Origin of the sequence: Nocardia sp. NPDC059240 (assembly GCF_042753865.1) — a bacterium.
Taxonomy (GTDB): Bacteria; Actinomycetota; Actinomycetes; order Mycobacteriales; family Mycobacteriaceae; genus Nocardia.
Genome location: NZ_JBHZAC010000016.1, coordinates 133,585 through 153,744 on the forward strand (window position 1 = coordinate 133,585; position 20,160 = coordinate 153,744).

Below are 20,160 nucleotides of genomic sequence, written 5' to 3' on the forward strand. Positions count from 1 at the left end.
TCATGCGACCGGCCACCTCGCCGATTCGCATCCAACCGGTTTTCGACTTAGGATCGAAAACGTGGCCCATCGTAGCACCATCCACGAAACGCTCACCGCGGTGTTCCAGGTTCGTCGCTTCCCCGACACCAAACATGCAGGTGAGAGCACTAGCGTGGGTGGGATTGCCGTTTCCGACCGCTGTCCGCCCGGTCATCGCACCGAACTCGCGGTACTGCTGTGGGAACGCGCCCTGGAACCCGCCATCGGCACCTGGTCGCTGCCCGGTGGCCGGTTGCGCGAGAACGAGGACCTCGATACGTCCGCGGCCCGGCAGCTCGCCGAGAAGGTCGACGTCCGCGAACTCACCCACCTCGAACAGGTGTGGGTGTTCAGCGATCCCGACCGGGTGCCCGGTGACCGCCGCATCGCCTCGGCCTACCTGGGCCTGGTGCCGATGACCGCGGAGCCGGTCGTCCCCCACGACACCCGCTGGCATCCGGTCTCGGACCTGCCGCACATGTCCTTCGATCACGGCACGGTCGTGCGTCACGCCCGAAACCGGCTGGCCGCCAAGCTGTCCTACACCAATATCGCCTTCGGCCTGGCCCCCGCCACCTTCACCATGTCCACCCTGCGCGAAATCTACTGCGCCGCCCTGGGTTACGACGTGGACACCACCAACCTGCAGCGAGTCCTGTCCCGCCGCAGGGTGATCACCCCGACCGGCGCCACCGCCTCCCCCGGCCGCGCGGGCGGCCGCCCCGCCGCGGTCTACCGCTTCACCGACTCCGAGATCCGGGTGACCGACGAATTCGCCGCGCTGCGGCCGCCCAGTTGAGCACCGCCCCACCCGGTTCGGGCGATGTTGCCGAGATCACCCCGACCGGTGTGATGGCATCGGTTCGCACAGCCACCGATGCTGGGTTACATTTCCCGTTGTGCCGCACTGGATCCTGAAGTGCTGGACAAGGCTAGGAGAGGTTCGAAGTTCCGGTGTTGCGGGCGGGGGAGATTTTTGCCGGGTACACCGTCGAGCGAATGCTCGGCATCGGCGGTATGGGGGCGGTGTATCTGGCGCGTCATCCACGGATGAACCGTCGGGTGGCGCTCAAGGTGCTCAATGACGACCTGGCCGCGGATCCCAAGGCGCGGATGGCCTTCGAACGCGAGTCGATCCTGGCCGTCGAGCTCGATCACCCCAATATCATTCCCATCTACGACCGCAGCAGCCCGCGAGATCCGGCGCTGTGGCTGGCCATGCGGCATATCGACGGCGGTGACGCGTCCTCGCTGCTGACCCCGTGGCCCGACGGATTGCCTGTGCAGCAGGCGATCCGGCTGATCACCGACGCCGCCCACGCCCTGGACTACGCGCACGGCAAGGGCGTGCTGCACCGCGACGTGAAACCGGCGAATCTGCTGATCGAGCATGATCCGCGGGTCGGGGAACGCGCGCTGCTCACCGATTTCGGGATCGCCCGCACCCTCGACGACACCACCACGCATTCGGGTGTGGTGGCCTCGCTGGCATACACGGCCCCGGAGCGCTTCACCGATCAGCGGCCCACCGACCATCGCGCCGACATCTACTCCCTGGGCTGCACCTTCTATCAGCTGCTCACCGGTCACCCGCCGTTCCCGCGCAGTAGTCAGGCCGCCGTGATCGCCGCGCACCTGGGTCAGCCGGTCCCGCTGACGACCACCCGGCGACCGGATCTGCCGCGCGGCCTGGACCTGGTGATCGCCACCTCGCTGGCCAAGGATCCGGGCGACCGCTACCGGACGTGCGCGGACCTCGCCGACGCCGCGCATCGCGCACTGGGTCCGCGCGGCAACACCGGCACCCTGCGCCGTCCCACTCCCCCGCCCGAAAGCCCCGCGCCCGCACCGCCATCCACCACCGTGACCGGGCCGAGAAATACCACCGAGACCGGGCCGAAAACCGCCACGACAACGGATTCGACGCTCGCGACGTCCGGCAACCGGCGGATCAGTCGCCGCACACTGCTGATCGGCGGCGCGATCACCGTGCCCGTCACCGCTGCCGTAATCGCCACGGCCGTCACCCAACTCGACTCCGGCGGCGGCTCGTCCAACGGTCCCGCGCCGTCGTCATCGGCGACCCTGGACGGCGTGCTCGCCGGTCACGGTGATGCGGTCACGGCCATCGCCTTCAGCCCCGACGGCACCCAGCTCGCCTCGGGCAGCTTCGACCAGTCGGTGCGACTCTGGGATATCGGCGCCCGCAAGCCCGCCGGCGAGGCCCTCACCACCGGGCATGCCGTGCATGCTCTGGCCTTCAGCCCGGACGGCACCCTGCTCGCGACCACCGGTGGCGTCAAAGGGGATTGGGCGACCCAGCTGTGGGACGTGAACGCGCGCCAACCCGACGGGCCATCACTGAACCCCGGTGCCTGCACCGGAATCGAGGCGGTGGCCTTCAGCCCCGACGGGGCGCTGCTGGCAGTCGGCCGCCGCGTCGCCGCCGGCCCGGCGGCACAGTTGTGGAGCGTGCGGACCCGGCAACTCGACGGGCAGCAGCTCGACAGCGGCGTCGCCACCGCCGCCCTGGCCTTCAGCCCGGACGGCGCACTGCTCGCTGCCAGCCAGGGTGTCAGCATCGACAGCCGGGTGCGGCTGTGGAATACCGCGTCGCGCCAATGGATTCCGGCCGACTTCACCGGTCATCTCGGCGAGGTGGTGTGCATCGCCTTCAGCCCCGACGGCACGCTGCTGGCCACCAGCAGCCTCGATACCACCGCGCGCCTGTGGGACGTGCGTTCCCGCCAACCGCTCGGCCCGCTGACCGGGCATGTCGGCGCGGTATCCGCGGTCGCGTTCAGCCCTGACGGCAAGCAGATCGTGTCGGGCGGCGTGGACAACACCGTGCGACTCTGGGATGTGAAGTCCCGCAGCCGGATCGGGCAACCGTTGACCGGACACACGGACCGGGTGTCGTCGGTCCGCTTCAGTCCCGACGGCACCGTGATCGCCAGCGGCAGTCACGACGGCACGATTCGCCTGTGGCGGGTCACGCGCAACTGACCGGGCTATCGGCGAGCCGACCGGCTACCAGCGCATCATGGGTAGCGGGCGGGTCGGGTGCGCGATCGCCCAAGCCGTGCCCCGGCGGGCGAGGAACGCGTGAAAACCCAGGTAGGGCAGCTGTGCGACAACCGCTTTCACCTCGGCGCAGGTCACCGTCGCGCGCAGCAGCCCGCGACTGGCGTCCAGGCGATCCGCGAGGCGGAAGGTCTCGATGAGGCGGTCGCCGACGCTTCGCAGCCGATGATGATCCAGCACCAACCGCCGCGCGGCGTCGACATCCTCGATCCCGAACTCGGCCGCGTGCACCGCGACCAAGTCTGCGGACGGCTCCAGATAGTCCCAGGTCCCCGCCGTCCAGACCCCGAGGTCATGCACGGCCCACGCCAGCGCGGCGACCTCCGGCACCGGCTCACCCAACAGCAACTGCTGATAGTTCAACGCGCGCAACACATGATTGCGATAGACCGGCAGGTCATCACCGATCTCACCCCGATACTGTTCGAGCACGGCGTCCACAATCGGATGCGAAGTCTGAACCTGCATGTCTCCCCTTCGAATGTCGCCGCCGGGTGTGGCCAGCCTATCCCGATCGGGCGTCGGCTTACGCTGAGCGGATGCCACGGAGTACAGCGAGCACCGTCGAGGAGTACCTGGCCGGGCTGCCCGAAGACCGTCGACCTGCGCTCACCAGCCTGCGGGAGCTGTGCCGGGCACACCTCACCGGGTTCCGGGAGGTCATGAACTACGGCATGCCCACCTACGAGCGCGGCAACGGTGCGGAGATCGCCTTCGCCAGCCAGAAGCAGTACATCTCCTTCTATCTCATGCGCCCCGACCTCCGCGACACCTTCGCCGACCGCCTCGCGGGCCACGATATGGGTAAGGGGTGCCTGCGCTTCCGCAAACCGGATGCCATCGATTTCGCATTGCTGGCGGACATCCTCACCGCCACCGCCGACTCTCCCGGTGACCCCTGCTGATCGCGGCGCGCGGCTAGGCGGGGTCGATCTGGGTGACGTAGAAGCGGTTTCCGTCCTCGTCGCGGAAGGCGAACATCAAGGGCGCGGTCTCCCAGTCGAGGAGGTCGCCGACCTGGAGGCCGCGCTGAGTGAGGGCGGCGTGGGCGGCTCGGGCGTCGGGGGTGCCCAGGCGAATGCCGGTGTCGATCCCGGAAGGGAGCCCGGGACCCGCCTGCACCAGGGACAGGGAGGCCGCGCCGTCGGGGAAATCCAGCTCCAGCCAGCGGAAGCCCGGCTGCAATTCGGCGTCGAGGCGGGTCTTCAACCCGAGGGACTCGAACAATTCCTTGGCTCGATCCTGATCGGTGACGGGCACGGCAACGGTGAGCATGGCAGTACACAGCGGCTTGGTCATATCCGATAGGACGGAGTGAGTCCGCCGAAATCATCGGCGGAACCGGCGCGGTCTGGTGAAGTGGTCGGATGGAGGCGAGTGATGTGCTGGATCTGTACCGGGCCTGCGAGCGCGACGGGGTCACGATCTGGATCGACGGCGGCTGGTGTGTCGACGCGCTATTGGGTGAGCAGACGCGCGAACACGGGGATCTGGATGTCGCGGTGCGGCGCGGGGATGCGGTGCGATTGCGTGAAATCCTCACCGGGATGGGCTATCTCGCGGACCCCAAGCCCGACGACACCGACTGGAACTATGTCGTGCGACGCGCAGACGCCGCCGCGGTCGACGTGCACGTGTTCGAGCATGACGCCGAGGGCACCGTCACCTACGGCATCGCCTATCCGGCGCAGTCGCTGACCGGCACCGGAATCATCGCGGGCGAGAAGGTGAACTGCATTGCCACGCAATGGATGTTCACGTTCAAAACCGCCTATCCGCCCGCCCCCAAGGATCTGGCCGATGTACGCGCGCTGGCGGCGCGATTCGGTTTCGATGTGCCCGACACGCACCGTTGAACGGTCAGCGATCGGCGTCGCGACCGCGGTGCTTGGTGGTGCGGTTGTAGCGGCGGCCGTTCGGAATGGGCTGGGCGGCATTGGATCTGCGGAGCTCGTGGCGTTGCCGCCAGGCGGCGAGATCCGGCCGCTCCGCCGGTGCGGGCGCGCCGCTGTCGGCGGGTGTGGTGGTCTTCATGGGGTCCCCCGGGTGATGTGTTCGTAGACGCGAACACGTTATGGGGTACAACGCCGGAGCTCCAGCGAATATTGCCGGGCTCCAGCGAATATTGCCGGGCGTCAGCGAATATTGCCGGGCGTCAGCGGCCGGGTTCGGCGTCCGGGGCGTCGAACGGCACCACGGGATCCCGGGGCGTGAACTGGGTACCGGCATTGGAACCCGGGTAGGGCCCGAAGCTGATCTCCGAACCGTATTGCGGCGGAGCGACAATGTCGGGTTCCGGCCGTTTGCCGCCGAAGGGCAGGTACTCGCCGGTGCCGAGATCGTCGGAGGTACTCAGCGCGGTGAGCAGCAGCACCACGACCGCCGCGGCGAGTGGCTGCGCGACGAGCGCGGCCCAGCCCTCCACCGAGGGCGCGAATTCCACGATGCTGTGCACGGCGGGATGTTTGGGCCGGGTGTGCAGCTGCTCGGCCAGCGCCTCGCCCACGACCTTGGTGAGAAAAGCTCCCAACAGGGACCCGAAAAGGATGCCGCACACCAGGATCGGGCCGCGGACCTTGCGCCAGCGCCAGACGGCGGCGGTGCCGAGAACACCGACCACGATGCCGATCAGTACGAAGATGGCCAGCGCGTCGAAGCGGTGCATGCTCTCGCCGGTCAGGGCGGTGCCGCGGTCGGGTTCGACCACCAGCAGTTGCTCGGCGGGCGCGAGGAACGCCCACACCGCCCCGGCCGCGGCGCTGACTGCGGCGAGGGCAACCAACACCACCGCCGCCGCGCGTACTTCCCGTCGCACGATGTCGACGCGTAGTCCGCCCGGCTCGGCGGTGAGTGTGGTTGCCACTAGCGGTGTTCCAGGCTCGTGGAGTCGAGCACCCCGTGCCGCGAGCATTTCGCCCACCAGCCGTCGGGACTGACCTGCACGATCATGCGGCGGCCGCACTGTTCGCAGAAGCGCGGGGGCTCCAGGCCCAGGGCCGCCGCGGTCGGGACGGAATCTTCCAGCCCCGGAACGATCCGCTTACCCGTGAATGGGTTGTAGCGCTCCTCGATGTCCACGATCACCTCGATGGATCCTTCGTTTCTATGGAGACGACGGCAATGGCCTCGGAGACCGTACCGCTACGGTACCGGTTTTCCAAGGCCCGCCCGTATCAGAGGGTTTCGCGGTCGGCTCAGAAGGATTCGTTGAGCGCCTTGATCGGCATCTTGAGCTCGCTGAGCAGGTCGATGTCCGACTCGGCGGGGCGACCCAGGGTGGTCAGGTAGTTGCCCACGATGACGGCGTTGATGCCGCCCAGGATGCCCTGCTTGGCACCGAGATCGCCGAGGGTGATCTCACGGCCTCCCGCGAAACGCAGGATGGTGCGCGGCAGCGCGAGGCGGAAGGCGGCGACGGCGCGCAGGGCGTCGGCGGCCGGGAGCACCTCGAGGTCGCCGAAGGGGGTGCCCGGGCGCGGGTTGAGGAAGTTCAGCGGGACCTCGTCGGGCTCCAGTTCGGCCAGCTGCGCGGCGAATTCGGCGCGCTGCTCGAGGGATTCGCCCATGCCGAGGATGCCGCCGGAGCACACCTCCATGCCGGCCTCGCGGACCATGCGCAGGGTGTCCCAGCGCTCGTCGTAGGAGTGGGTGGTGACCACGTTCGGGAAGTGCGAGCGCGCGGTCTCGAGGTTGTGGTTGTAGCGGTGCACGCCCATGGCGGCGAGCTGATCGACCTGCTCCTGGTTGAGCATGCCCAGCGAGCAGGCGACCTGGATGTCGACCTCGTTGCGGATGGCCTCCACGCCCGCGGCGACCTGCGCCATCAGGCGCTCGTCCGGTCCACGCACGGCGGCCACGATGCAGAATTCGGTCGCGCCGGTCTTGGCGGTCTGCTTGGCGGCCTCGACGAGCGAGGGGATGTCGAGCCAGGCGGCGCGCACCGGGGACTGGAAAAGGCCGGACTGCGAACAGAAGTGGCAGTCCTCCGGGCAGCCGCCGGTCTTGAGCGAGATGATGCCCTCGACCTCGACCTCGGGGCCGCACCACTTCATGCGGACGTCGTGCGCGAGAGCGAGGATCTCCTCGAGCCGGTCGTCGCCGAGCTGCAGCACCTCGAGGGTCTGGTCCTGGGTGAGGCCGATTCCGCGCTCGAGCACCTGCTCGCGGGCGATGGCGAGAATGTCATCGCCTGCTGTGGTAACAGCTTCGGTGGTGACGGCTGCCTGGGTCATGTCCGCGCGCTTCCCTTCGTCCGGCCGCGTGTGGCCGACCAACTTGAACGGTGTTCAGGGTAGGCTAGCAGTCCGGAACGTGAGCCGGAACACGAGAGGGTCGGGTTTTTCAGTGCAACTCCATCGCACGGACGTGGTCGACGGGGCCATCGCCATTCTCGACCAGTACGGACTGGCGGATCTGACCATGCGCCGGCTGGCCACCTCGCTGCACGTCCAGCCGGGCGCGCTGTACTGGCACTTCCCCAATAAGCAGGCCCTGCTCGGCGCGGTCGCCGACCGCATTCTCGCCCCCATGGACGAGGCGGTCACCGCCGACGAATGGTCCAAGCAGATCACCGAATTGGCGCACCGGCTGCGCGAATGCCTGCTCGCCTACCGCGACGGGGCCGAATTGGTCTCGGCCACCTACGCTTCCCGGCTCACCACCAGCAAGGGGCGGGAACGGCTGGCCAGCGCCGCGATTCGCGCGGGGATGACGCGCGAGGAGGCCGATCTGTCGGCGTACACGCTGCTGTACTACGTGCTCGGCCAGACCGTGGACGAGCAGTCACGCATCCAGATGGATTCGGTCGGCGCACTCGCCGAAGAGCATTCGCCGCTCTACGACACCATCAACGCGACCGCCCGGTTCGACTTCGGGTTGCAGCTGTTCGTCAGCGGCATCCGCCACCTGCTCGGCACTCGCGTCCGCTGAGCCGGTCCGCTGGATCGGGTTACGGGTAGACGCTGTCGGTCAACCAGACGAATTTCGCACCGGCGTCGGTGGTTTGCCACAGCATGCCGGTGAGCAACAGGACGAAAGCGGCGATCACGGCCGCCGCGACGCGTACACGGATCATGCCCGGCAACGTACGCGCACTCATGGCCCATCCGCATCCCGATATTTCCGAACGGTAGAGTCCGGGCGGTCATTCGACGGCGGGTGCGGGAATCCGGTGCAAATCCGGGACGGTCGCGCCACTGTGAGTACCGGGCAACCGGTGCGAGTCAGACCTCCCCCGCCGCGCAAGCACTCTGGAGAGGCCGCGTTTTGCCCGAGGAGCCACCGCGATGAGTCGTGCGCGGACATCGCTCGCCCTACCCGTGCTCGGAATCCTGCTGTGCGCGGCCATGATCGTCGCCACCGGATTCGGGGCCCAGACCATTCCCGTGCCGGACGTGCTCGACGTGCTCCGCCAGCGAATCACCGGCAGCACGCCCGCAAACCTCGGGCTCGATACCATCGTGTGGCAATTGCGGGTGCCGCGAACGATTCTCGCGGCCATCGTCGGCGCGGGCCTGGCCGTGGCCGGGGCAGCCATGCAGACCCTGGTCCGCAACCCCCTCGCCGACCCCTACCTGCTCGGCGTCTCCTCCGGCGCGGGTGTCGGGGCGGCAGCGGTCATCACCTCCGGCATGTTCGCCGGGGCTGGACTGTGGGCATTGTCGGCGGGCGCGCTCGCCGGCGCACTGCTCGCCGCGACGGCGGTATTCCTCATCGCCATGGCTCAAGGTGGCCTCACCCCACTGCGTTTGGTGCTCACCGGCACCGTCCTGGCCTCGGCCTTCGCCGCGTTCAGCAGCTACCTGATTTTCCGCAGCGCCGACCCCTCGGCCGCCCAATCGGTGCTGTTCTGGCTGCTCGGCAGCCTCTCCGGCGCCGACTGGACCCGAATCCTGTTGCCCGCCTGCGTGGTAGCAGCCGCCCTGACGGCCCTACTCCTCGCCTCGAACTGGCTCGACGCCCTGAACCTCGGCTCCGACGCCGCCGCCTCCATCGGAGTCCCCGTGCGCGAGTTACGCATCGCCCTGTTCATCCTCCTGGCCGTCCTCGTCGGCATCCTCGTAGCCGTCTCCGGCGGCATCGGCTTCGTCGGCCTGGTAATCCCCCACGCCGCCCGCCTCGTGGTCGGCCCCCGGCACCGCATCCTGCTCCCGACCAGCGCCCTGTGCGGCGCACTCTTCCTCGTAGTGGCCGACTCCGCCACCCGAGTCCTGGTCCGCCCCACCGAAATCCCCGTCGGAGTCCTCACCGGCCTGATAGGCGCCCCCGCCTTCCTCCTCCTCATGGGCCGCCGCCGCTACACCTTCGGAACCGCATGACCCCCGGCCAGGCCGCAGGAATGATCGAGGTCTCGGGGTTGAGCTGCGCCGCCGGTCGGCGGACCGTGCTCGAGCGGGTCGAGTTCGCCGTCGAGCCCGGGGAGACGGTCGGGATTGTCGGACCGAACGGGGCGGGCAAGACGACTTTGTTGCGCACTCTCGCTGGGCTGATCACGCCGATTTCCGGATCGGTCGCGGTGGACGGCCGTGCGCTGCATCGGATTTCACCGCGGGAGCGGGCGCGGTTGGTGGGGCTGGTCGGGCAGGATGAGCGGCCGCCCGCGGATCTGCTGGTCGGCGAGTTGGTGACGTTGGGGCGGACACCGTATCTGCCGCCGTGGGGTGCGGGCGGGCCGAATGAGCGGGCCGCGGTGGAGGACGCGCTGCGGAAGGTGGATCTCGAGGGGTTCGAGGGGCGGCCCGTGCACCGGCTGTCCGGCGGTGAGAGGCAGCGGGTGTTGCTGGCGCGGGCGCTGGTGCAGGAGACGCCGGTGCTGTTGCTGGATGAGCCGACCAATCATCTGGACATCACGCATCAGCTCGAATTGCTGGCGCTGACGCGGGAACTGGCACGGACCGTGGTGATGAGCCTGCACGACCTGGCGTTGGCGGACCGGTACTGCGACCGCGTGCTGGTGGTCGACAAGGGCCGGGCTCATCCGCTCGGACCGCCGGAGACCGCCCTGCGCCCCGCGATCCTCGAAGACGTTTTCGGTGTGCACGCGCATCGCGTGCCGGACCCGCACGCGGGCGGCACCCACCTGATCATCACTGGACGAAAGGCACTCTCTTGACCAAGATTTCGATCCCCGCCCGGCTACGGTCTCCCGGTTGGTGGGCGCGGCCGCTGGCTGTCGTCGCCGCGGTGGGGGCGGTGGCGGCGTGTGGGTCGCCGCAGGCGGCGTCGGGGAATCTGGCGGTGCGGAATTGTGGTGTGGAGATGAAGTTTCCGTCGCCGGCGCAGCGGATGTTCGTCAATGACGGGAATCTGATTTCGATGGTGCTGGCGCTCGGGGCGCAGGAGCAGACGGTGGCGGTGTCGAGTTTGAAGCGGGATGCGGACACCTTGCGCAAGCATTATGGGGATGCGGTCGACAGGTTGAATTCTGTTGCGCCGGATTACCCCTCGCGGGAGACCGTGTTGGCGCAGCGGCCGGATGTGATGGTGGCGGGGTGGAATTACGGGTATTCGGAGGCGGCCAACTTGACGCCGGATTCGTTGCGGGCGGCGGGGGTCGCGCCGTACGTGCTGACCGAGAGTTGCCGCAGGCCCGATGGTGAGCGCGGGGTCGTGGACGCGTGGACGGCATTGCGGACCGATCTCACCGCGTTGGGGGCGATCACCGGGCGCACCGAGAAGGCCACGCAGGTGAACAGTGATCTCGACAAGCGGTTGTCGGCACTGCTCGCGGCACCGCAGGCGGCGAAGCGGCCGACCGTGTTCGTGTTCGACAGTGCCTCCGATACCGTCATGTCGAGCGGGAAATTCGGTGCGCCGCAGGCGATCCTGGAGGCGGCGGGGGCGCGCAATGCGCTCGACGATGTGGACGACACCTGGACGGCGGTGTCGTGGGAGCGGGTGGCGGCCGCGGATCCGGATGCCATTGTCTTCGTGGACTATCCGCCGCAGAGCTATCAGCAGAAGGTGGATCTGCTGCGTGGCAAGCCGGGCATTCAGAATCTGCGGGCCGTCACCGAGGGCCGGTTCCTGAACCTGCCGTACGCGCTGTGGACGAGCGGGCCGCTGAACATCGACGCCGCCGAGCAGGTACGGGCGCAGCTGGAACGCTGGAATATGGTGCCGCCGTCGGGAATTCGGCCCGCCTCGGACGATACGGTGCGCTGACCCGGGGTCAGCGTCCGAGGTAGACCATCGTCGCCTCGTCGTGCTGAATCTGCCGCACGAACGGGACCACCTGGTTGGCGATCACCATGTTGTATTCCTGTGGCCGCTCGATCGGATTGGCATGCCCGGTGGTGTGTGTTGTCACCACCAGCAGCGTCCCGTCCACCCCGCCGACCTGATCGATGAGCACCTTGTGCGAGTACGCCACATCCACCGTCGGATCGTCAAAGGGATTGTGTGGGCGAATGAACACGATCGCCGGTCGCGGTTTGCCCGCGGCCGGTTTGGCGAGCGCCTTCAGATCGTCCACCGCGCCACCGGCCACGATCGCCTTGAATTGCGCCTCGATCAGGCCGTTGCTGGCGGCGTCGGTGTTCAGGATCTTGTCGCGCAGCACATCTTTCAGCGCCGAGCGGAACTCCGCACCCCGGATGACGTACCGGCCGCCCACGAAACGATCATGGCGCGCATAGGTTTCCACGACCAGCCGCAGCAGGCGGCTCTCGCGCGCCCCGGGCACCCAGCCCATCCAGCGCAACATCTCCTCCCCCTGGTCGCGGGCTTCGGGGCGGACGGCGTCGAGATCGACGGGCGTGCAGTCCAGGATGACCGCCTGCACCCGCTTGGTGCTGCCGGTGTGCAGGTGTTTGGCGATCTCCAGCGCGATCACCCCGCCCATGCTGTGCCCGGCGAGCACCACATTCGACACCTTGGCGGCATCGGTGACCTTCACGATCAGATCCGCGATGACCTTGGTGTCGATACCGGTCTGGTCGTAGCGGACCGCCCACACCGAGCCGAGTTTGCGCAGCGACGGCAGGGCGCGCGCGGTGTCGGAGGCGTCGAGCACGCCGAGTCCGACCAGATCGAAGACGGCGGTATCCCCCGCCTGCGGATCCGAGGGCCCGGCGATCGGCAGCACCGCGGGCTCGGTGCGGGCCAACCGGTCCTGTTCGGGCAGCACGTCCGCGCCCAGGTATTCGGCGAACGCACCCAGGGTGACCAGCGGAATCAGGCTCAGCCGCAGCAGCATCAGCCGGGTTCGCCGCCACCGCACCCACCCGCTGCTCGGCCGGGTCGCGCGCAGCAGTTCACGGCGGCGCCGATCGTCGTATTCGGCGACTCCGGAGGGATGCGGGAAACCCGGCAGGGCCATACCAATCAACTGTACGAATTTCCGGCACTTCATCCAGGCTTGTCCTGGTGGCCATCTCCTGATACAGCGGCGGTCATTCGGGTGTGCAGCGGGCTGCCACGACATGACTTCGGCCGGAATCCCAGCGGATTCCGGCCGAAGATTGGGGTGGGAGTTGCCGAAAGATCGGGTGCGAGTGTCAGTGCCGGGCGGCGTGCTCGGTCAGTCCGGCGAGTTTGGCCAGCGACGTACGGAACCCGACCTCATTGTCCGTCGGGGACAATCCGGGCGGCAGATTGTCGTGCCGCGCGGTGACGCGGGTGCCGCCGGGGGCGTCGTCGAGGGTGTAGGTGACGGTCATCTCGCCACACAGATCCGGGTCCTCGGTTTCGAATTCGACGGTCTGCACCACTTCGCGATCGGGGACGACGCGGGCGAAGACACCGTGAAACGTGTCGGTGTGCGCGGTCGACTTACCGGTCGGGCCTGGCAGATCGTAGGTCAGCGAGATGCGGAACCGGCCGCCGACGCGGGCGTCGAATTCGTGGACGCGGCTGGTCATTCCGTCGGGGACCATCCACGTTCGGACCGAACGCGCATCCAGGAGCGCCCGGAAGACATTCGAACGCGGGGCACCGACGAACTTCTCTACTCGGGTGGAGGGCACGCGGCCACCCTACGCCGCATGTGATGAAGATCACCGCAGGTTCATGTGATGTTCGGCGATTCCTCGGGCGCCTCGGGCAGCGACAGCGTGGCCATGGTCCCGCCGCCGGGCGCGGGATCCAGTGTGACGGAACCGGAATGGACCTCGGCCACCCAGCGCACCAGTGACAGTCCGATGCCGTGCTGCCCCCGCGCGCCGACCGCGCCACGCCGGAAGGGGTCGGCGAGTTCGGGATCCAGCCCGGGACCGTGATCGCGCACCGTCACCTGTCCGGCGGCGACCCGCACCTCCACCGGGGTGCCGCCGTGCACGAGCGCGTTGTCGATCAGGTTGCGCACGGCCAGCGCCAGCAGGTCCGGATCCGCCCGCACCGCGGTCGGTTCGGTCACCACCGACACCTCACCGCCGCACTCCGCGGCCACGCCCTCCACCAGCTGGTCGAGGTACAGCCGCTGCCGATCCAGTTCGCCCACACCGGTTTCGGCACGGGTGCGGGCCAACAGCCCGGCGACCATGCGGCCCATCCGGTCGGTGAGCGAGCGCGCGTCGGTGACGGCGCGGCGGGTCTCGGCGGGATCGCGCAGCGCCGCGTCGAGGTAGAGCCGCAAAGTCGCCAGGGGCGTACGCAATTCGTGCGAAGCCTCGGACAGGAAGCGCTCCTGCTGATCGAGCATGCGCACCGCGGGACGCATGCTCGCGCCCGACAGCAGGTGCCCGGCCAGCGCGGCCAGCACCACCAGGGCCGACCCGCCACCCCAGAGGGCCAGCAGCAGGCTGCGGTGATCGTTGTTGCCGGGCGCGGGATCCGCGCCCGCGACCACCATCGCGCCGATCGTGCCGTCGTTGTCGTACACCGGAGCGAACGCCAGCCGCACGGGATCGCCGTCGCGATCGATGAGGGTGTGCCACTGCGTCTCCTCGGATGTGGCGCTCGCCTTCGCCAGCCCGGTCAGGACGGCGGGCAGCCCGGATCGCCTGTGCACGAAGGGTTCCTGCCAGACGCCGTTCGCATCCAGCACCAGCACCACGACCGGGTCCGGGCCGCCCACCAGATCCTCGTCGGCGCGCACGGTCTCCAGATCGACGCTGCCGTCCTCGGCCCAATAGACCTCGCGCGCGAGGCCCGTCACCACGCGATCGATCCCCGCATCGAGCTCGCGGTCACGCGAATGCGCGTCGATGGAGGCCGCGAGCGAACCGAGCACGATCAGGCAGACAGCGGTGAGAACGGTGAACAATCCGGTCAGCAGCCAGCGGGTGCGGCGCAGCCGGCCGAGGGTGGCCGGTCGATCCCCGCGATCACGTCGCAGCCGGGCGCGGATACGCCGGAAGATACCTCCCGAATCCTGCTCCACCGCACCGGAATCGGCGCTCATGGCGCGATGGTGAAGCCGATGCCACGCACGGTGTCGATCAGTGGCGGCTCGCCCAGTTTGCGACGCAACTGCGCGATCACCACATCGACGACATTCGAGGCGGGTTCGGCCATCTCATCCCAGCAGCATTCGATGAGTTCGGAGCGGGTCACCACCGATCCCGCACGCGCGGCCAGCAGTTCGAGGACGCCGAATTCCTTGGGAGTCAGGGTGAGCAGCGTGCCCGCGCGGTGCACGCGACGCCGCGGGCGATCCACGGTGAGGGTGCCGACCACGGTCCGGGTGGCGGCGGGCAGTTCGCGGCGGCGGCACAGCGCCTGCACGCGCGCGGTGAGTTCGTCCATCGCGAAGGGCTTCACCACATAGTCGTCGGCGCCTTGAGCGAAGCCGTCGAGACGATCGGCGAGGGCGTCACGCGCGGTCAGCATGAGTACCGGCGTGCGCAGACCGGACTCCCGCTGGGCGCGCACCAGATCGAGCCCGTCGCCGTCGGGCAGGCCACGGTCGATGACCAGGCAATCGTAGGTATTGACCGCGATCTTCAGATCGGCGTCCGCATAATCCCGGGCCAGGTCGACGGCGAATCCGCCCGCCCGCAATCCGGCCGCGACCTCGTCGCCGAGATTCCTGTCGTCCTCGCACACGAGTACCCGCACCCGTCCCATTACAGCACCCGCCACGACCACCCCCGCAGTCTGCCGAATCCCCGATGAGGATTCGATGAGGATCCTCGCGCCGACTCACCGCTCAGACGGCTATGACCCCCGGCAGGGGCCGGGGCGTGCCGGGCAGGACGTCGGTGGCGGGGACGCCGAACCAACCCTCGGCGATGGTCGCGTAGAACTCGGCCATATCGACGGTGGCGCGCAGGTTGTCGTCGGCGTCGAGGTTGCGCAGGGATGGGGGCTCGCCGAAGACACCGGGGTTGGTCGGGCCCAGCAGCAGGGCCGTGCCGGCCGCGCCATGGTCGAGGCCGGCGGAGTCGTTGTCGGGGACGCGGCGGCCGAACTCGCTGTAGGCGGCAATGAGGACGCGGTCGGTGAGGCCTCGGGCGGCCAGGTCGCGACGGACAGCGGCCAGGCAATCGTCGAGGTCGGTCATCAGGTCCGCGTAGCGGTCCGGGTGGGCGGTGTGGGTGTCGAAGTCCGCACCCATGGGGACGTGCACGATGCGCAGTCCGTGGTTGTCGTCGGCGAGCAGCCTTGCGGCCAAACGCAATTGGATACCCAGGTCGCTGTCGGGGTAGCCGTCGGCGGCCGGGGAGAGCGTGGCGGCCACATCCGAGAACCTCAGTGCGGCAGCGCTTCCCGAGCGTGCGGTCGCGAAGGTCGGTGCGTCGGCGCGGTCGGGGTGCGCCATGGCGCGTTGGGCCGCCAGCCAGGCGTCACGGATGTTGTCGTCCTCGAAAACCGGGAACAGGCCCTCGGTTCCGTGATCCACCGACAGGGTGGTGACGCGTTCGCAGGCCAGGGCCGGTGAGGGACCGGCACCCAGCGCGACACCGACGGCGGGAGCGCCCGGGTCGCCGAGGTGATCGCAGAGGCGGCCCAGGAATCCGGTGTCGGTGCGGGCGGTGCCCTCGGGGTCGCCGGTCTGCCAGCGGTGCAGCATCTCGAAATGCGACAGGTCGGGTTTGGCGGTGCCCACGCCCGGCACCACCGAGACGCCGGACGCGGCGAGTTGCGCCAGGCGCGGATGCAGGCCCAGCCGGTCGTCGATGACATGCACCTGCTCGGCGGCGATGGCGGTGCGCCGACGCAGGTCCCGATAGCGGGAATCGGCGTAGGGCACGGTCATCGACAAACCGTCACTGCCACCGGCCATTTCGATGACCAGCAGCCGTCGGCGGTCGATGGCGGCGGCCCTGACCGGCGCGGGTGGATGCCAAAGTCGCTGGGCCGGCGCCGCACTCAGCAGCCGATACCCGGCCGCGCCGCCGATCGCGGCCACCGCTCCGGCACCCAGTCCGGCTTGCAGGAGCCGGCGCCGCTTCACCTCGTTCGCGCTCATGCCAGCGTGAATTCCGGTGCGGTGATCGCCAAGGCGAGCAGGGCGGCGGCCGCACGCTGCGGCTCGCGGCGCAGCTCGAAGGCCAAATCCGTGGCGGCGGTGTGAGTTCGGGGCGTCGGGTCGTAGATCGAGGCCCGCCTGAACACCGCAGTGACCGGATCGTGTGCACCCGCGATCTCCTCGAGCACGGGCGCTTCCACCGCCAAGCCCGCCCGTGCGACCACGGCGCCCGGCGTGATCCACCGATTCCCCGGCGGCCAGCCCGCCACATTCGGCGGATAGAACGGCGCCTGCCCGAGCGCGGTCATCAATTCGAAAGCCTTGACCACATCATCGATTCCGAACACCGCGAACGCCGCCGTCACCCACTCCACCGGATACCGCGGCCGCGCGTACACCGCCGCCGCGAACGACGGATCCCGCAGTATCGCCTCCACCAGCGGCCGAATCTCCAACCCCGCCCGCATGAACACCGCCGCCAACTCACCCACCCGTTAGGAATTCATGAGGCGAAACGCTGCCAGCCCCGTACTCCGCCGAACACGCCGATCGCCGCCACCTCATCAGAACGAATCCCATCGGCTGCGGTAGTCTCATCGGTAGTCTTGAACAGGTGGCGATCGAATGGTACTGGGCGTTGGCGAGGATGCTGGAGCGCGCTGGGGTACATCCCGACGACGTATTCGACGTCATCGATGCGTGGATCACCGCGAAACGATCGGTGTGGTTCCGGACCGCCACTGATCCGGCCACCGGGTTGACGACCTTTGTGGTCTGGGGCCGCGCCGACTGCGGCACCACGGTCGCCGTCTATGCCCGACCCCGAGGACAAGACATCGAGGTCTACGCAGCCCGCTACCTCGATCACGACCAGACCGCCGAATTCGAGAAATGGGAGGCGAGCCACGATGACTGACCCGTTCGACAACATGACCCCTGACGAGGTGGCCGCCATGGTCGACCGCCTCGAGTTCACCGATGAGACGACGACGGAAGCCGACCACGGAATCGTCATCGGCCCCAATGCCGAGCCGGTGCTGGTTCCGCGCTCCATCAAAATGCCCTACGAACTCGACCAGGCGTGCAAGCGTCGCGCCAAACAACTCGGCCTCAATCAGTCGGTCTATATCCGATCGCTGATTGAGCGCGACCTAGCCGAAGCAGACACTGGCGAACTCCGCCCCGCCTGGGTACGAGAGCTTCTCGCAGTCATCGCCAATCATGAGCACGACGAAGACCGCAAGGCTTCTTGAACATTGAGCCCTATGGGGGCGGTACCCGGCGGCGGGTGGGTGGGTGGCCGTGCCAGCGGCGGTAGGCGTGGGTGAAGGCGGCGGTGTCGGAGTAGCCGAGGCGGCGGGCTATCGATTCGACGGTGAGGTTTTGGGATAGGAGTTCGTCGGCCAGGAATTGGAGGATTTGGGTACGTAGGGCTCGGAAGGTGGTGTGCTCGGCGGCGAGGCGGCGGTGGAGGGTGCGTTCGGAGAGGGCTAGTTCGCGGGCGATGGCGGGGAGGGCGGGCATGGCGGACGGGTCACGGAGCAGGAGGTGACGGATGCGGGCGGCGGTGCCGGTGAAGCGGCAGCGTTCGTCGAGGAGTTCCTCGCATTGGGCGATGCACAGGGCCGCGGTGTGCGGGTCGGGTGCGGGGGTGGGCTGGTCCAGGAAGGTGCTCGGGATGGTGAAAGCGTTACGGGGGGCGGCGAAATCGACGGTGATGGACATGCCGTACGGGTCCACGAGTGCCTGCGCGATCAGGCGGTATTCGTCGAGCATGTCGGTGTCGGTGAGTTCGAGGTGGATGGGCCGGTCCAGGGCATCCATGAGTTCCCGGACCGCGGGCGAGAGCAGCATCGAGGCGATGCGGAAGCCGGCCACCAGATCGCGGACGAGGAGAAAAGAGCGGACATCGGCCGGCACGTCCCCGTCGCCGACGACCACGAGCATGCCCGCCTCGGTCTCGGTGTAGGTGACGTCGAAGAAGTCGGAGGTCAGTTCGGTGAAGCGCTGCAGCAGCCGGATTGCCTCGCGCACAGTGGAACTCGACAGCATCGCGTAACCGAGGATGCCTGCGCTGGTGAGCGAGTAGCGCAGACCCGTCTCCAGTCCCAGTGCGCGCGGGTCGTCGTCACACGCGCGCAGGTTGCGGATGATGCGCAGTTCGACATCGGGCCGCACGAGCGCCCTCGGATGTTCCAGATCCGCCGCGGTGAGCCCGGTCCCGGCCAGGCATTCGGCCACCGACAGCCCGTGCTCGCGTCCGGTGTCCAGCAGCAGCCGGGCAGATACCGCCGGTCGCTCGATCTGCCATCGGCTCGGCCGCCCCGCGTCGCCCATGTGGCGGAAACTAACAAATACCGGTCCGACTGTCACCTGTCTGCGTGAATTCCCTTTTCCTACCGTCGAATTCACACCTTCGATCCGGGGAGAGACATGACCACGCAGACAATCCCATTCGAGCCGGGCCGCGCGGACCGCATCGAGCGCGCCCGCCGATACGTCCCCGATGATGCGGTCGACCGCGTCACACACGGCCTGTTCCGCACCGACACCGTGATCGACACGGTGGTCGAGGATTTCGCGGCCCTGGATCGGGGAGCGGGTTGGCGGCTGCTCGGCACCGCCCTGCGCGACCGCGATCCGCAGCCGCCCGGTGCCCCGGACTCCTTGCGGAACCTGCTCGTTCCCCTACTGACCCCACCCGACTGGTTCGATGCCGACCGGATCCGCACCGGCGCTCAGCTGTGGTGGCGCTTCGCCCCCGCGGTCATCGTCGGCATGGGTGGCAGCCTGCTGACCGCCTACGCCTTCGGCGATCTCAACAAGCCGCAGGCCATGAATTCCCGCTCGACCACCATGGCGGCCCGCCGCTACGAGGAGACGGCACGCTGGGTGCTGGCCGCCACCGACCCGGGCACCCTGATCCCCGGCGGCACCGGTTTCGACGCCACCGTGCGAATCCGTTTCGTACACGCCATGGTCCGCCGCCACCTCCGCCGAAGCGGCCGCTGGAACACCCTCGCCTGGGGCGAGCCGATCCACACCACCGGCATGGCCACCACCGCCCAAGCCTTCCTGCTGATCCCGCTGACCATGTACGAACTGCTCGACATCCCCCTCACCCCCGACGAAACCGAATCCGTCCGCCAACTCTGGTGCTGGATCGCCTATCTGATGGGCGTCCCCGACGAGCTACTACCGCACTCGATCGAGGACGCATTCGCGCTGAACCGCGCTGCAACCCTCGTATTCGCCCCACCCGACGACGACACGAAGATCCTCACGGACGCTCTACTGAGCAGCGGCATCCGCGCCGAACGCCTACTCCCCCAACGCTTCCACGCCCGCACCGCCCCGCTCCTGCGGCCGGTGGTGTCGCGCCTGGTCTGGGGCACCACCGGCCGCATAGTCCGAACCTTCGTGGACCCCGACGCCGAACCTGCCCGCAATCACCCCGCGATCATCGCCCTCCGTCAGCGAGCCAAGTTGCGAGAACCCTTCCGCCGCAACGGCCTGCTCGGCACCGAAGCCCACATCGCCACCACCCAGCGCCGCGCCCTCTCCCGAGTCCTCGACGCCCTGCACGCCGCCCCCACCCCCGTCCCCCCGAACGAGGCCGTCACCCCACCCGGAACCGCAACAAGATCAGGGAGTCCTCAGCGCGGGAAACCGGACAAGTTTCCGCAGTGAGTACTCCCTGATCT

At 68.5% G+C, this 20,160-nt stretch carries 25 protein-coding genes and 1 riboswitch; of the genes, 11 read left to right on the plus strand and 14 right to left on the minus strand.

Annotated features, from left to right (window positions below; genetic code table 11):
- Positions 1-61: 61 nt before the first annotated feature.
- Complete coding sequence (locus tag ACFXHA_RS40530; RefSeq protein WP_379365885.1) at positions 62-820, plus strand: NUDIX domain-containing protein; 759 nt, start codon at positions 62-64, stop codon at positions 818-820.
- A 155-nt stretch (positions 821-975) separates the two neighbouring features.
- Positions 976-3,027 carry a WD40 repeat domain-containing serine/threonine protein kinase gene (locus tag ACFXHA_RS40535; RefSeq protein ID WP_379365887.1) on the plus strand — a complete coding sequence of 684 codons (2,052 nt, stop codon included), beginning with the start codon at positions 976-978 and terminating at the stop codon, positions 3,025-3,027.
- A 24-nt stretch (positions 3,028-3,051) separates the two neighbouring features.
- Here ACFXHA_RS40535 and ACFXHA_RS40540 read toward each other — a convergent pair whose 3' ends face one another.
- Positions 3,052-3,573, minus strand: a complete 522-nt coding sequence (locus ACFXHA_RS40540) for a hypothetical protein (RefSeq protein WP_379365889.1) — start codon at positions 3,571-3,573, stop codon at positions 3,052-3,054.
- Between the two features lie 71 nt (positions 3,574-3,644).
- Between ACFXHA_RS40540 and ACFXHA_RS40545 the strand changes: the two genes are divergently transcribed.
- Positions 3,645-4,010, plus strand: a complete 366-nt coding sequence (locus ACFXHA_RS40545; protein ID WP_379365891.1) for an iron chaperone — start codon at positions 3,645-3,647, stop codon at positions 4,008-4,010.
- Positions 4,011-4,023: 13 nt separating this feature from the next.
- Here ACFXHA_RS40545 and ACFXHA_RS40550 read toward each other — a convergent pair whose 3' ends face one another.
- The gene (locus ACFXHA_RS40550) at positions 4,024-4,404 is read right to left on the minus strand and encodes a VOC family protein (RefSeq protein WP_379365893.1); all 381 of its coding nucleotides are present in this window, start codon (positions 4,402-4,404) and stop codon (positions 4,024-4,026) included.
- A 68-nt stretch (positions 4,405-4,472) separates the two neighbouring features.
- On the opposite strand from ACFXHA_RS40550, the gene ACFXHA_RS40555 reads away from it, so the two are divergent.
- Positions 4,473-4,961, plus strand: a complete 489-nt coding sequence (locus ACFXHA_RS40555; protein ID WP_379365895.1) for a nucleotidyltransferase domain-containing protein — start codon at positions 4,473-4,475, stop codon at positions 4,959-4,961.
- 4 nt (positions 4,962-4,965) lie between these two features.
- Here the strand turns inward: ACFXHA_RS40555 and ACFXHA_RS40560 are convergent, their stop codons facing one another.
- From ACFXHA_RS40560 to bioB, 4 genes are all read right to left on the minus strand, one after another.
- On the minus strand, positions 4,966-5,139 hold the full coding sequence (locus ACFXHA_RS40560) for a hypothetical protein (RefSeq protein ID WP_379365897.1): 174 nt from the start codon (positions 5,137-5,139) through the stop codon (positions 4,966-4,968).
- Between the two features lie 121 nt (positions 5,140-5,260).
- Positions 5,261-5,968 carry a DUF2567 domain-containing protein gene (locus tag ACFXHA_RS40565; RefSeq protein ID WP_379365899.1) on the minus strand — a complete coding sequence of 236 codons (708 nt, stop codon included), beginning with the start codon at positions 5,966-5,968 and terminating at the stop codon, positions 5,261-5,263.
- On the minus strand, positions 5,968-6,183 hold the full coding sequence (locus ACFXHA_RS40570) for a hypothetical protein (RefSeq protein ID WP_379366010.1): 216 nt from the start codon (positions 6,181-6,183) through the stop codon (positions 5,968-5,970). Before ACFXHA_RS40570 ends, ACFXHA_RS40565 begins: the two co-directional genes overlap by 1 nt.
- Positions 6,184-6,299: 116 nt before the next feature.
- On the minus strand, positions 6,300-7,337 hold the full coding sequence (gene bioB, locus ACFXHA_RS40575) for a biotin synthase BioB (RefSeq protein WP_379365901.1): 1,038 nt from the start codon (positions 7,335-7,337) through the stop codon (positions 6,300-6,302).
- A gap of 112 nt (positions 7,338-7,449) precedes the next feature.
- On the opposite strand from bioB, the gene ACFXHA_RS40580 reads away from it, so the two are divergent.
- Positions 7,450-8,034: a TetR/AcrR family transcriptional regulator C-terminal domain-containing protein gene (locus tag ACFXHA_RS40580; protein ID WP_379365902.1), complete on the plus strand. Its 585-nt coding sequence runs from the start codon at positions 7,450-7,452 to the stop codon at positions 8,032-8,034.
- A 19-nt stretch (positions 8,035-8,053) separates the two neighbouring features.
- Here the strand turns inward: ACFXHA_RS40580 and ACFXHA_RS40585 are convergent, their stop codons facing one another.
- Positions 8,054-8,203, minus strand: a complete 150-nt coding sequence (locus tag ACFXHA_RS40585; RefSeq protein ID WP_379365904.1) for a hypothetical protein — start codon at positions 8,201-8,203, stop codon at positions 8,054-8,056.
- Between the two features lie 22 nt (positions 8,204-8,225).
- Positions 8,226-8,356, plus strand: a riboswitch (cobalamin riboswitch).
- A gap of 34 nt (positions 8,357-8,390) precedes the next feature.
- Between ACFXHA_RS40585 and ACFXHA_RS40590 the strand changes: the two genes are divergently transcribed.
- Genes ACFXHA_RS40590 through ACFXHA_RS40600 form a run of 3 tightly spaced genes read left to right on the plus strand, consistent with a single transcriptional unit; the run spans position 8,391 to position 11,268 of the window.
- Entirely contained in the window at positions 8,391-9,422 is a 1,032-nt protein-coding gene (locus tag ACFXHA_RS40590) for a FecCD family ABC transporter permease (RefSeq protein ID WP_379365906.1), read from the plus strand.
- Positions 9,419-10,216, plus strand: a complete 798-nt coding sequence (locus tag ACFXHA_RS40595) for an ABC transporter ATP-binding protein (RefSeq protein WP_379365908.1) — start codon at positions 9,419-9,421, stop codon at positions 10,214-10,216. Before ACFXHA_RS40590 ends, ACFXHA_RS40595 begins: the two co-directional genes overlap by 4 nt.
- Positions 10,213-11,268 (plus strand): ABC transporter substrate-binding protein, encoded by a 1,056-nt coding sequence (locus tag ACFXHA_RS40600; RefSeq protein ID WP_379365910.1) that lies wholly within the window; start codon positions 10,213-10,215, stop codon positions 11,266-11,268. Before ACFXHA_RS40595 ends, ACFXHA_RS40600 begins: the two co-directional genes overlap by 4 nt.
- A gap of 7 nt (positions 11,269-11,275) precedes the next feature.
- On the opposite strand, the gene ACFXHA_RS40605 is transcribed toward ACFXHA_RS40600, so the two are convergent.
- From ACFXHA_RS40605 to ACFXHA_RS40630, 6 genes are all read right to left on the minus strand, one after another.
- The gene (locus tag ACFXHA_RS40605) at positions 11,276-12,424 is read right to left on the minus strand and encodes an alpha/beta fold hydrolase (protein WP_379365912.1); all 1,149 of its coding nucleotides are present in this window, start codon (positions 12,422-12,424) and stop codon (positions 11,276-11,278) included.
- A gap of 178 nt (positions 12,425-12,602) precedes the next feature.
- Positions 12,603-13,070, minus strand: coding sequence for an SRPBCC family protein (locus ACFXHA_RS40610; protein ID WP_379365914.1), 468 nt, complete (start codon positions 13,068-13,070; stop codon positions 12,603-12,605).
- A gap of 41 nt (positions 13,071-13,111) precedes the next feature.
- Positions 13,112-14,446, minus strand: a complete 1,335-nt coding sequence (locus ACFXHA_RS40615; RefSeq protein ID WP_379365915.1) for a sensor histidine kinase — start codon at positions 14,444-14,446, stop codon at positions 13,112-13,114.
- Positions 14,443-15,102 carry a response regulator transcription factor gene (locus tag ACFXHA_RS40620; protein WP_379365917.1) on the minus strand — a complete coding sequence of 220 codons (660 nt, stop codon included), beginning with the start codon at positions 15,100-15,102 and terminating at the stop codon, positions 14,443-14,445. Before ACFXHA_RS40620 ends, ACFXHA_RS40615 begins: the two co-directional genes overlap by 4 nt.
- A 91-nt stretch (positions 15,103-15,193) precedes the next feature.
- Positions 15,194-16,456, minus strand: coding sequence for a DUF1501 domain-containing protein (locus tag ACFXHA_RS40625; protein WP_379365919.1), 1,263 nt, complete (start codon positions 16,454-16,456; stop codon positions 15,194-15,196).
- Entirely contained in the window at positions 16,453-16,947 is a 495-nt protein-coding gene (locus ACFXHA_RS40630; RefSeq protein WP_379365921.1) for a DUF1800 family protein, read from the minus strand. Before ACFXHA_RS40630 ends, ACFXHA_RS40625 begins: the two co-directional genes overlap by 4 nt.
- A gap of 122 nt (positions 16,948-17,069) precedes the next feature.
- On the opposite strand from ACFXHA_RS40630, the gene ACFXHA_RS40635 reads away from it, so the two are divergent.
- On the plus strand, positions 17,070-17,372 hold the full coding sequence (locus ACFXHA_RS40635) for a hypothetical protein (protein WP_379365923.1): 303 nt from the start codon (positions 17,070-17,072) through the stop codon (positions 17,370-17,372).
- The gene (locus ACFXHA_RS40640) at positions 17,365-17,709 is read left to right on the plus strand and encodes a hypothetical protein (RefSeq protein WP_379365925.1); all 345 of its coding nucleotides are present in this window, start codon (positions 17,365-17,367) and stop codon (positions 17,707-17,709) included. The genes ACFXHA_RS40635 and ACFXHA_RS40640 overlap by 8 nt, the downstream gene beginning before the upstream one ends.
- A 10-nt stretch (positions 17,710-17,719) precedes the next feature.
- Here the strand turns inward: ACFXHA_RS40640 and ACFXHA_RS40645 are convergent, their stop codons facing one another.
- Complete coding sequence (locus ACFXHA_RS40645) at positions 17,720-18,793, minus strand: AraC family transcriptional regulator ligand-binding domain-containing protein (RefSeq protein ID WP_379365927.1); 1,074 nt, start codon at positions 18,791-18,793, stop codon at positions 17,720-17,722.
- A 96-nt stretch (positions 18,794-18,889) separates the two neighbouring features.
- Between ACFXHA_RS40645 and ACFXHA_RS40650 the strand changes: the two genes are divergently transcribed.
- Entirely contained in the window at positions 18,890-20,146 is a 1,257-nt protein-coding gene (locus ACFXHA_RS40650) for an oxygenase MpaB family protein (protein WP_379365929.1), read from the plus strand.
- Positions 20,147-20,160: the final 14 nt, after the last annotated feature.

What these genes read in the sequence shown, in the direction of transcription:
- ACFXHA_RS40540 (WP_379365889.1), bottom strand. Translation starts at nt 3,573, where the DNA reads ATGCAGGTTCAGACTTCGCATCCGATTGTGGACGCCGTGCTCGAACAG.
- ACFXHA_RS40545 (WP_379365891.1), top strand. Translation starts at nt 3,645, where the DNA reads ATGCCACGGAGTACAGCGAGCACCGTCGAGGAGTACCTGGCCGGGCTG.
- ACFXHA_RS40550 (WP_379365893.1), bottom strand. Translation starts at nt 4,404, where the DNA reads ATGACCAAGCCGCTGTGTACTGCCATGCTCACCGTTGCCGTGCCCGTC.
- ACFXHA_RS40555 (WP_379365895.1), top strand. Translation starts at nt 4,473, where the DNA reads ATGGAGGCGAGTGATGTGCTGGATCTGTACCGGGCCTGCGAGCGCGAC.
- ACFXHA_RS40560 (WP_379365897.1), bottom strand. Translation starts at nt 5,139, where the DNA reads ATGAAGACCACCACACCCGCCGACAGCGGCGCGCCCGCACCGGCGGAG.
- bioB (WP_379365901.1), bottom strand. Translation starts at nt 7,337, where the DNA reads ATGACCCAGGCAGCCGTCACCACCGAAGCTGTTACCACAGCAGGCGAT.
- ACFXHA_RS40585 (WP_379365904.1), bottom strand. Translation starts at nt 8,203, where the DNA reads ATGAGTGCGCGTACGTTGCCGGGCATGATCCGTGTACGCGTCGCGGCG.
- ACFXHA_RS40590 (WP_379365906.1), top strand. Translation starts at nt 8,391, where the DNA reads ATGAGTCGTGCGCGGACATCGCTCGCCCTACCCGTGCTCGGAATCCTG.
- ACFXHA_RS40595 (WP_379365908.1), top strand. Translation starts at nt 9,419, where the DNA reads ATGACCCCCGGCCAGGCCGCAGGAATGATCGAGGTCTCGGGGTTGAGC.
- ACFXHA_RS40605 (WP_379365912.1), bottom strand. Translation starts at nt 12,424, where the DNA reads ATGGCCCTGCCGGGTTTCCCGCATCCCTCCGGAGTCGCCGAATACGAC.
- ACFXHA_RS40615 (WP_379365915.1), bottom strand. Translation starts at nt 14,446, where the DNA reads ATGAGCGCCGATTCCGGTGCGGTGGAGCAGGATTCGGGAGGTATCTTC.
- ACFXHA_RS40625 (WP_379365919.1), bottom strand. Translation starts at nt 16,456, where the DNA reads ATGAGCGCGAACGAGGTGAAGCGGCGCCGGCTCCTGCAAGCCGGACTG.
- ACFXHA_RS40640 (WP_379365925.1), top strand. Translation starts at nt 17,365, where the DNA reads ATGACTGACCCGTTCGACAACATGACCCCTGACGAGGTGGCCGCCATG.
- ACFXHA_RS40645 (WP_379365927.1), bottom strand. Translation starts at nt 18,793, where the DNA reads ATGGGCGACGCGGGGCGGCCGAGCCGATGGCAGATCGAGCGACCGGCG.
- ACFXHA_RS40650 (WP_379365929.1), top strand. Translation starts at nt 18,890, where the DNA reads ATGACCACGCAGACAATCCCATTCGAGCCGGGCCGCGCGGACCGCATC.